Source organism: Vibrio sp. 1069 (assembly GCF_033340555.1).
Map to the genome: position 1 here is coordinate 1 of NZ_JAWOWP010000448.1, position 665 is coordinate 665.

The 665-nt window shown below is 39.4% G+C and carries 1 protein-coding gene; it reads left to right on the forward strand.

Going from position 1 to position 665, the window contains the following annotated elements; translation table 11 throughout:
* Nucleotides 1-350: 350 nt before the first annotated feature.
* A partial coding sequence (crcB, locus tag R7040_RS27050) for a fluoride efflux transporter CrcB (protein ID WP_318097684.1) occupies nt 351-665 on the forward strand: 315 nt, incomplete at its 3' end.

Here is a 665-nt window from a genome sequence, read left to right on the forward strand (position 1 = left end):
ATCTCTCCACCCCTGCCATATTTAAAGCCTCAGTCGAAAGACTGGGGCTTTTTTGTATCTGCAGATCTGAGCTGAAGAGCTCTTTCCATACCGTTATTATTTCTCTTTCAATAAAATGTGAATCAGCATTTTCTTCAAGTAGTACTTAAACGAGATATGTTTATCTAAACGGCAAATTCCCGTAAGGGTTCTTCCTATGAAAAATTGCTTTGAACGTATGTAAAAGTGACTCCTGTAACTTTTAAATATTTCAGTGGTTTTAAAGCGATTATATTGTCGAATTCTAAGATTGTGTTACCGATAGCCGAGCGATTTTGATTACAATATCATCAGAACTTATTGGGGGAATTATGGGGCAGTTTTCTATTTTAGGCTTTATTGCACTCGGTGGAGCAATCGGTGCGTGTTCTCGATATTTAGTGTCTGAGTTTTGTGTCTTACTTTTCGGGCGGGGCTTTCCTTACGGTACGCTGACTGTTAACGTTGTTGGCTCTTTCATTATGGGGTTGCTCATTGCTGCGTTTGAAAGTGAAATATTAGCAACTGAACCATGGAGACAAGTGATTGGCTTAGGCTTCCTTGGTGCGCTTACCACCTTTTCAACATTTTCTATGGATAACGTACTGCTTATGCAGCAAGGTGCGTTCTTTAAAATGGGTTTAAAC